Genomic DNA, 8,570 nt, shown 5'->3' on the forward strand with positions numbered 1-8,570 from the left:
GAAAAGACTTTTTCCAGCCCAATTTTACTCAATGGAAACAAGCAAAAACGGCATGGTCGACTATGCTTTCTATGCCGATTCAACTTTGAGCGACCGCAATTGAGAGGAGGTGCAACATGTCCTTAATACCGAGAGGCAGGTTTTTCGATATGGACCGCTTTTTTGATGATTTCTGGTCTCCCAGCCGCACCGGCGCAGACGCCCCCGAATCTTTCTTTTCGCCGCGGGTCGACATCATGGAGCGGGATGATCACTACGAAATCACCGCGGAAATGCCCGGCATCAACAAGGAAGATATCCACATCACCCTGGAAAATGGGGTACTGCGCCTGGAAGCGGAAACCACTCAGGAAACCAAAGAGGAAAAAGAAGGCAAGGTGATTCGCCAGGAGCGCCGCTACGGCAAGTATGTGCGCAGCTTTGACCTGGGCGGCGACGTTCACGAGGAAGATATCAATGCATCGTTCGAGAACGGTGTACTGAAGCTCACCGCGCCGAAAAAAACCACAGCGGTGCCGGAACAACGCCGTATTGAAATCAAATAGCCTTACGAGTGAGCAACTAGTTTGGTCAGGTTCGCTGGAGCCTGGCCTCACTCTGGCCTACGGGGTAGCCTTTATGTCAACGGAACTTCTGACCATTAAACAGCAACTGCAAGCGCGCAAAGCTGAACTCATGCAGCGCCTGACCACCTTGAAGGCCGATATCACCATGGCCCATTCAGCCGATTGGTCCGAACAGGCCCAGGAACGGGAAAATGACGAGGTAATGAACGCCCTCGGCAACGAGGCACGGCTGGAACTTTCCAAGATCAACCGCGCCCTGGAACGTATTGAGGAGGACGAGTACACCACCTGCCGCAGTTGCGGTGAGGAAATTGCCCTGAAGCGCCTGCAGGCGGTGCCCTATACCGATCTCTGTATCCGCTGTGCGGGGCACTGAGGGCTGATCCAGCCCCGTCTGTCGAGTTTAATCCCGTCTGTACAGGCTGTTGGCCGTCAACTCGGACAAACTGCGACAACCCATCAACTTCATATCCAGTTCGATTTCGGTGCGCAGCAGCTGCAGGGCGCGGGCCACACCGGGCTGTCCCCCCGCAGCCAGTCCATACAGGTAGGGACGCCCCACCATACAGGCATTGGCGCCCAGCGCCAGGGCCTTCAACACGTGGGTACCGCGGCGGATACCGCTGTCGAGGATAATCTCGATTTGCCCGCCCACCGCCTCGACAATGTTCGGCAACATCTCGATGGTGGCCGGCGAACTGTCCAGCTGGCGGCCACCGTGGTTGGAAATCACAATGGCCGAAGCGCCGATTTCCACCGCCCGTCTGGCGTCCTCCACCGACATGATGCCCTTCAGCACAAACGGGCCATCCCAGAGACCCATCATCCACTTGGCATCCTCCCAGCTCACCGTAGGGTCAAACTGTTTCGACACGTACTGCAACAGGTTGGACACCTCCCCGGAACCCTCGCGGATCTTGTGGGCCACGTTGGCCAGCTCGATGGCATCAGTGGTGAGGTAGTGGTACACCCAGGCCGGGTGCATCAGCACGTCCAGCACGCTTTTCACCGTCAGTTTCGGCGGCAGGGTCATGCCGGTGCGCAGATCCCGCTCGCGGTTGCCGTGGGCGGGCAAATCCACGGTCAGGCAGAGGGCGTCAAAACCGGCAGTTTTGGCGCGCTGTACAAATTCCCGGCTCAGTTCCCGATCCCGGTGCACATAGACCTGAAACAGCTTCGGCCCAGCGGTTTCCCGCCCCACCTCTTCAATACTGGTGGTGGACAGGGTCGACAGGGAATAGAAGGTACCGCTTGCGGCGGCCTCCCGGGCCACCGCCCGCTCCCCCTGGTGGTGAAACATACGACTCATGCCGGTGGGGGCACAGAGCACCGGCCAGTCGATTTTTTTGCCGAGCACGGTGGTGGACAGATCGATGTCGGAAACGTCCACCAGCGCCCGCTGCATCAAACCATAGCGGTCAAAGGCGGAGGTATTGCGGCGCAGGGTCTGTTCGTCGTCGGAGCCGCCGTCAATGTAACCAAACAGCGAAGCGGGCAGGCGCTTTTTCGCCAACTTGCGCAGGTCGTCGATATTGAAACAGCGGGATAATTGCCAGTCAGTCAGCATCTTACAAACCCTCTACCCGGTCGGGAGACATGCGGGACAATTCGACGCCCCGCCAGACAAATGACACCGGCCACAGCACCTGAGCATGTCGATCATAGCGCTGCCAGAGCTGTGCGTAACTCTGCCCGAGCTGGGGATGCGGTTCATTTGGCGCCACTTCCGCCAGCGGCCACAGCACAAAGGCGTTCTCGAGAATTTCCCCCCGCGGCAGGGTCACGCCTTCCACCACGCCGTGACACTGGTCATAGGTGAGCAGATCGATATCCAGGGTGCGACCGCTGTAGCGGGGACAATCCCGGCGCCGACCGTGGCGGTCTTCCAGCTCTTTCAGGTAATTGGACAGCAGTCCCACCGTCAGGTCGGTATCGATGCCCACCACCATATTCAGGAAAGGGTCGCCGTCAAAGCCTATCGCCTTGCTCTGGTAAACCGAGGACAGCTGCAACGGGCCAAAACGCTCGGCCAGGGCATCAAGGGCCGCCAGAATATGCCGTTCCCGCTCAATGTTGCTGCCCAGGCTCAGGTAGACGCGCGCCATTAACCGCGCACCCCGCGCTCGATGATCACACCGACATCCTCGGCCTGGGAGATGGCCCCCGGCTTGCCGATACGCAGCCGCAGCCAGGGCACCTGGAATTCGTTCAGGATCAGGGCCGCCACCTGCTCCGCCATGGTTTCTACCAGCAGAAATTCGCTGTTGCCGATAAACTCGAGCAGGCGGTGGGACACGGCCTTGTAGTCCAGCGCGTATTGAATGTCCTCGCTGCTGGCGGCGCGGCGAATATCCGTGCCCATTTCCAGATCAAGGCTGACCGTCTGGCGCACTTCTCGCTCCCAGTCAAAAATGCCGATGATGGTATCGATGCGCAAATCACGGATGTAAACAATATCCATAACGGTTACCCCTCGGACAGTGGCGGCAGCGTTTCCATGGACCAGCGCGGCAGCGCGCGAATCGCCAACCCCTCCGTTTGGCCGGCCAGCAGGCGACGGCAACCGGCATAGGCGATCATGGCGCCGTTGTCGGTACAGAACTCGTGGCGGGCATAAAACACCTCGCCGTTCACCTTGGCCAGGCTCTGGGATAACTTTTCCCGCAACCGGGTGTTGGCGGACACGCCGCCGGCGATCACCAGCGTCTTCAAACCGGTCTGTTCCAGTGCACGGCGACACTTGATGGCCAGGGTGTCCACCACCGCCTCCTGAAAGGCACAGGCGATGTCCGCCATGGTCTGCTCATCCGGCAGCACATCATCGCCACGGTGGGACGCAATGGTATTCAGGGTATAGGTCTTGAGGCCGGAAAAGCTGAAATCCAGGCCGGGGCGATCGGTCATGGGTCGCGGGAAACGGAATCGTTTAGGATCGCCAGACTGCGCCAGTCTGGCGATTTCCGGACCGCCGGGATAATCCAGATCAAGCATCTTCGCGGCCTTGTCAAAGGCCTCGCCGGCGGCATCATCCACCGACTCCCCGAGGATCCGGTATTGGCCAATCTCCCGCACCTCAATCAACTGGGTATGGCCACCGGACACCAGCAGCGCCACGAAGGGAAAGGCCGGGGGATTTTCCTCCAGCATCGGTGCGAGCAGATGCCCTTCCATATGGTGAACCCCGATGGCAGGCACGTTCCAGGCATAGGCCAGGGCGCGCCCGACACTGGCGCCGACCATCAATGCACCGATCAGGCCGGGACCAGAGGTATAGGCAACACCATCTATCTCGGCGGCACCGACAGCGGCGCGCTCCAGCACCTCGCGGATCAGCGGCAGCAGCTTGCGCACATGATCCCGGGAGGCCAGCTCAGGCACCACACCACCGTATTCCGCGTGTACAGCCACCTGGCTGTACAGGCAGTGCGCCAGCAAACCGCGCCCGCTGTCGTAGACAGCAACGCCCGTTTCATCACAGGATGTTTCGATACCCAGTACACGCACTCGTTTTTGGCCTATGCTTACCCAGTAGATAGAAACGGCGAATCATACGCCAAAACCGTCCCAAATTCATGCGCTTAGCCTTTGCCGGACGCGGCCAGAAAAGTTTTGCAACCACACCGGGATATGTATAGAATACGCGCCCTTGAAGACGGTACTGGTGCGCCAGTAGAAAACACTAATTGAATACAACAGGATAGAGGATACATGCCTTTCGTTCGCGTTAAAGAAAACGAGCCCTTCGATGTGGCTCTGCGTCGCTTCAAGCGTTCATGTGAAAAAGCCGGTGTACTGGCTGAAGTTCGCCGTCGTGAGTTCTACGAAAAACCCACCTGGGAACGCAAGCGCAAAGCTGCTGCTGCCGTGAAGCGCCACGCCAAGAAGCAATCACGCGAAAACCGGAAGTTTAACCGTCTGTACTAATACCGCCTGTTAGTAGTCAGACTGTAAATTCTATCCATCAAGCGCCGCCACGTCGGCGCTTTTTGCGTTTGAGGAAATTCCCATGAGCGACACACTGAAAGCACAGATCACCGAAGCCATGAAAGATGCCATGCGCGCCAAGGCAAAAGAGCGCCTCGGCGCCATTCGCCTGATGCTGGCCGAAATCAAACGCATTGAGGTGGATGAACGCATTGACATGGATGATGCCCGGGTGCTGGCCATTCTCGACAAGATGGTCAAACAGCGCCGCGACTCCATCAAGCAGTACCAGGACGCCAATCGCCAGGAGCTGGCCGATCAGGAACAGGCGGAAATTGACGTCATCCAGGAATTCCTGCCCGAAGCGCTCAGCGACGAAGAACTGTCCACCATGATTGCGGCGGCAATTGTCGAGAGCGGCGCCGAATCCATGCGCGACATGGGCAAGGTCATGGCGGTGCTCAAGCCCAAAATTCAGGGACGGGCGGATGTCGGTGCTGTCAGCGGCCTGGTAAAAGCGAAATTGGGCTAAAATAGACTGGGCTGGCATGGCACTGGCCAGTCCGCCCCTTAGCCGCTAAGCTGCTTCCCTACCCCGGTCGGCAATTTGCCAACCCCGCTCGGCGGAAAAGGCTTCACCACTCCACTTCGCAGGAATGCATGGCCGGCAAAATCCCACAAAGCTTTATTGACGATCTCCTCGACCGGGTGGATATCGTCGATATTGTCGGCAGCCGTATCGACCTGCGCAAATCGGGCAAGAACCACTCCGCCCGCTGCCCGTTCCACGATGAAAAAAGCCCCTCTTTCACCGTCAGTCAGGACAAACAGTTTTACTACTGCTTTGGCTGTGGCGCCGGCGGCAATGCCATCGGCTTTGTCATGGACTACGATCACACCGCCTTCCCGGAAGCCGTGGAAACCCTGGCCAGGCACGCTGGACTCGAAGTGCCCCGCGAAGCGGGCCACAACGACGCCGCCACGGAGCGCCGCAAGGCGCTCTACGCCATCGTCGAAAAGGCAGACCACTTCTACCGCTCCTGCCTGCGCAACCACTCCGCGGCAAAGGCCGCCGTGGATTACCTGAAAGTTCGTGGCCTGAGTGGCGAAATTGCCCGCACCTTTGGCATTGGCTACGCCCCGCCCGGCTGGGACAACCTGTTGACACAGCTGGGCAAAACCGCGCCGGACATCGCCCAACTCAAGGAAACCGGCCTGCTCATCGACCGCGAGGAAGAAGGCAAACTCTACGACCGTTTTCGCCACCGCATCATGTTCCCGATCCGCGACCTGCGCGGCCGTACCATCGGTTTCGGCGGTCGCGTGCTGGGAGATGACAAACCCAAATACCTGAATTCACCGGAAACCCCGCTGTTCCACAAGGGACGGGAGCTTTACGGCCTGTTCGAGGCCAACCAGCAGATGCGCGAGGTGCCCAACCTACTGGTGGTAGAAGGCTATATGGACGTAGTCGCCCTGTCCCAAAACGGCATTCACAACGCCGTCGCCACCCTCGGGACAGCCGTTACGCCGGAGCATCTGGAAAAACTGTTCCGCCACACATCGGAGGTGGTGTTCTGCTTCGACGGCGACCAGGCCGGACGCAACGCCGCCCGCCGCGCACTGGAAACCTGCCTGCCGGAAATGATTGACGGTCGCTCCGCACGCTTCCTGTTTCTGCCCGAGGGAGAGGATCCGGACACGCTGGTACGCACTATCGGCAAGGATAAATTTCTGGCACTGATGCAATCTGCCACGCCACTGTCAGTATTCCTGTTCGAATCACTGTCGACTGATCTGGACACAACCAGCATGGATGGCCGCGCCCGTCTCAGCAAACTGGCGGCACCGCTGATCAATCGCCTGCCACAGGGCGTCTTCAAGGCTCTGATGCTGAAAACCCTGTCGGAACAGACCGGGCTGGATACAGACACCCTCTCCAGCCTGATCGCGCCGCCAGAGGCTGCCGTCAAAAGGTTTGACGACGAGCCGCCGGAAGCCAATTACGACCATTACCCTGACTACGAAGATTCTGCGCCGCAACCCTATTACGGCGATGATGGTAGTTTGCCGACGCCACCCAGTCCGCCGCCCCAGCCAGCCAAACGGGTCAAAATGCCGCCGGTTTATACCCTGATCGCCCTGCTCGCCAATCATCCGGAGCTGGTCAAATTTGCCGCTGATCCGGCAACCCTGAGCAAACTCGACGATGACGGTATGGAACTATTGCTGCCACTGGTAGAGCTGCTCCTTGAAAACCCGGGGTACAGCCTCAATCATATCCTTGGGTACTGGCGCGGTGTGCACAATGCCACCCAGGCCGAGCAGTTGGCCAAAATTGCCGCCACTGACCTGCTGCGCCCGCCGGCAAACAGTGCCAGGGACAATGAGCGTGAGTTTCACGACGCCCAAAACCGCCTGATACGGCAAGCCATGGCGCAATTGCAGCCCATCGAACTTCTCCAGCATTTGGCGGACAAAGAGGCAGTAGACGAGCAGGATCTGAAACACCTCAACAACGCGTGGCTGAAACTGTCCAGAGAACAGCGCAACGGAGACAACAAAACTCTTTTTAATCAGATAGTTGCAAAACCAAGGTTGCAGTAGTCCGATCTCGCGGCGCGGTGGACTTTTTACCAAAACAGGTAACACAAGGCCCGGACATTCCGGTATAATCGCGCGTTTTATTTTGCCCCAAAAGTGACAGCAGACCGTATATGAGTGGTAACGCACAGCAACAATCACGTATCAAGGAACTGATCGCCAGAGGCCGCGAACAAGGCTATCTGACCTATGCAGAGGTAAATGATCATCTGCCTGAGGATATTTCCGATCCCGATCAGGTTGAAGACATCATCCAGATGATCAATGACATGGGGATCAGCGTCTTTGAAACCGCTCCCGATGCCGAACAGCTGTTGATCACTTCTGGCGACTCCACCACTGATGAAATCGCCGCCGCAGAAGCCGCCGCAGCACTGGCCGCAGTGGAGACGGAGCAACACCGCACCACCGACCCGGTTCGCATGTACATGCGGGAAATGGGCTCGGTCGAACTGCTGACCCGTGAAGGCGAAATTGAAATTGCCAAGCGCATCGAAGAGGGTGTGCGGGAATTGATGTCTGCCCTGGCCGAGTGGCCCGGCGTCGTGGATCAGATCATTTCCGAATACGATCTGATTGAGGGCGAACAGCGCAAGCTCAGCGATGTCCTGATCGGCTACCTGGACCCCATGGACCATGTACCCTCTGCGCTCGCCCAGGCGGAAGCGGCCAAAAACCGCGAAGAAGAAAAGGCGCGCCAGGCCAGCGACGACGATGAAGAGGATGATGACGAGAACACCAGCGACGACACCGAAGATGAATCCGGCCTGGACCCCGTTGAGGCAAAAGAGCGTTTCGACACCCTGCGCGCCCTCAATGACAAAGCCAAGAAAGCCATTGGCAAATACGGTTTTGGCCACAAAAACAGCCAGCCGCACCTGGAAGCGCTCAGCAACCACTTCAAATATCTGAAACTCGCACCGCGTCAGTTCGAACCCCTGACCGATATCGTCCGCGATGCCCTGACGGCCATCCGCAACGAAGAGCGCAGCATCATGACTCAGTGCGTGCGCAACGGAAAAATGCCCCGCACCGAATTTATCAAACTGTTTCCCGGTCATGAAACTGACGACAAATGGACAGCCAGCCTGACCAAATCCAAGGCGAGCTATGCCAGCGGCATCGGCCAGGTCGAGTCAGAAATCCAGCGCAGCCAGCGCCGCCTGAGACACATTGAGGAAAGATCCGGCCTGCAAATTGGCCAGATCAAGGATATCAATCGCCGCATGTCCATCGGCGAGGCCAAGGCCCGCCGCGCCAAGAAGGAAATGGTGGAGGCAAACCTGCGTCTGGTGATCTCCATTGCCAAAAAATACACCAACCGCGGCCTGCAATTCCTCGACCTGATCCAGGAAGGCAACATTGGCCTGATGAAAGCCGTGGACAAATTCGAGTACCGCCGCGGCTACAAGTTCTCGACCTACGCCACCTGGTGGATTCGCCAGGCCATCACCCGTTCCATTGCGGACCAGGCCA

10 protein-coding genes are annotated in these 8,570 nt (G+C 58.3%); 6 read left to right on the forward strand and 4 right to left on the reverse strand.

Translation table 11 applies throughout. The annotated features are described in order from the left end of the window. The first annotated feature begins 149 nt into the window (after positions 1 to 149). Positions 150 to 545: an Hsp20/alpha crystallin family protein gene (locus tag ABY948_RS09590; protein ID WP_461482311.1), complete on the forward strand. Its 396-nt coding sequence runs from the start codon at positions 150 to 152 to the stop codon at positions 543 to 545. A gap of 73 nt (positions 546 to 618) precedes the next feature. Next, a complete protein-coding gene (locus ABY948_RS09595) occupies positions 619 to 942 on the forward strand; it encodes a TraR/DksA family transcriptional regulator (RefSeq protein ID WP_461482312.1) in 324 nt (107 codons plus the stop codon). Positions 943 to 969: 27 nt separating this feature from the next. On the opposite strand, the gene ABY948_RS09600 is transcribed toward ABY948_RS09595, so the two are convergent. From ABY948_RS09600 to tsaD, 4 genes are read right to left on the reverse strand one after another with little or no spacing between them, the layout of a single operon-like run. Continuing rightward, a complete protein-coding gene (locus ABY948_RS09600; RefSeq protein ID WP_461482313.1) occupies positions 970 to 2,133 on the reverse strand; it encodes an alpha-hydroxy acid oxidase in 1,164 nt (387 codons plus the stop codon). Between the two features lies 1 nt (position 2,134). After that, positions 2,135 to 2,671, reverse strand: a complete 537-nt coding sequence (folK, locus tag ABY948_RS09605; protein ID WP_461482314.1) for a 2-amino-4-hydroxy-6-hydroxymethyldihydropteridine diphosphokinase — start codon at positions 2,669 to 2,671, stop codon at positions 2,135 to 2,137. After that, positions 2,671 to 3,027, reverse strand: a complete 357-nt coding sequence (gene folB, locus ABY948_RS09610; RefSeq protein ID WP_461482315.1) for a dihydroneopterin aldolase — start codon at positions 3,025 to 3,027, stop codon at positions 2,671 to 2,673. The genes folK and folB overlap by 1 nt, the downstream gene beginning before the upstream one ends. Positions 3,028 to 3,032: 5 nt before the next feature. Then, complete coding sequence (gene tsaD / locus ABY948_RS09615) at positions 3,033 to 4,070, reverse strand: tRNA (adenosine(37)-N6)-threonylcarbamoyltransferase complex transferase subunit TsaD (protein ID WP_461482316.1); 1,038 nt, start codon at positions 4,068 to 4,070, stop codon at positions 3,033 to 3,035. Positions 4,071 to 4,274: 204 nt separating this feature from the next. On the opposite strand from tsaD, the gene rpsU reads away from it, so the two are divergent. The 4 genes from rpsU to ABY948_RS09635 form a co-directional block, all read left to right on the forward strand. After that, on the forward strand, positions 4,275 to 4,490 hold the full coding sequence (gene rpsU, locus ABY948_RS09620; RefSeq protein ID WP_461482317.1) for a 30S ribosomal protein S21: 216 nt from the start codon (positions 4,275 to 4,277) through the stop codon (positions 4,488 to 4,490). A gap of 82 nt (positions 4,491 to 4,572) precedes the next feature. Next, entirely contained in the window at positions 4,573 to 5,022 is a 450-nt protein-coding gene (locus tag ABY948_RS09625; protein WP_461482318.1) for a GatB/YqeY domain-containing protein, read from the forward strand. Between the two features lie 128 nt (positions 5,023 to 5,150). After that, positions 5,151 to 7,097 carry a DNA primase gene (dnaG, locus tag ABY948_RS09630; protein WP_461482319.1) on the forward strand — a complete coding sequence of 649 codons (1,947 nt, stop codon included), beginning with the start codon at positions 5,151 to 5,153 and terminating at the stop codon, positions 7,095 to 7,097. Positions 7,098 to 7,207: 110 nt separating this feature from the next. Then, positions 7,208 to 8,570 (forward strand): sigma-70 family RNA polymerase sigma factor (locus ABY948_RS09635; RefSeq protein WP_461482320.1); only part of this gene is annotated, 1,363 nt, incomplete at its 3' end.

This window comes from Porticoccus sp. (assembly GCF_041592135.1).
Classification (GTDB): Bacteria; Pseudomonadota; Gammaproteobacteria; order Pseudomonadales; family Porticoccaceae; genus Porticoccus.

Coding starts and splice junctions, on each gene's coding strand:
- rpsU (WP_461482317.1), top strand. CDS start 4,275: ATGCCTTTCGTTCGCGTTAAAGAAAACGAGCCCTTCGATGTGGCTCTG.
- folK (WP_461482314.1), bottom strand. CDS start 2,671: ATGGCGCGCGTCTACCTGAGCCTGGGCAGCAACATTGAGCGGGAACGG.
- ABY948_RS09600 (WP_461482313.1), bottom strand. CDS start 2,133: ATGCTGACTGACTGGCAATTATCCCGCTGTTTCAATATCGACGACCTG.
- folB (WP_461482315.1), bottom strand. CDS start 3,027: ATGGATATTGTTTACATCCGTGATTTGCGCATCGATACCATCATCGGC.
- ABY948_RS09590 (WP_461482311.1), top strand. CDS start 150: ATGGACCGCTTTTTTGATGATTTCTGGTCTCCCAGCCGCACCGGCGCA.
- dnaG (WP_461482319.1), top strand. CDS start 5,151: ATGGCCGGCAAAATCCCACAAAGCTTTATTGACGATCTCCTCGACCGG.
- ABY948_RS09625 (WP_461482318.1), top strand. CDS start 4,573: ATGAGCGACACACTGAAAGCACAGATCACCGAAGCCATGAAAGATGCC.
- ABY948_RS09595 (WP_461482312.1), top strand. CDS start 619: ATGTCAACGGAACTTCTGACCATTAAACAGCAACTGCAAGCGCGCAAA.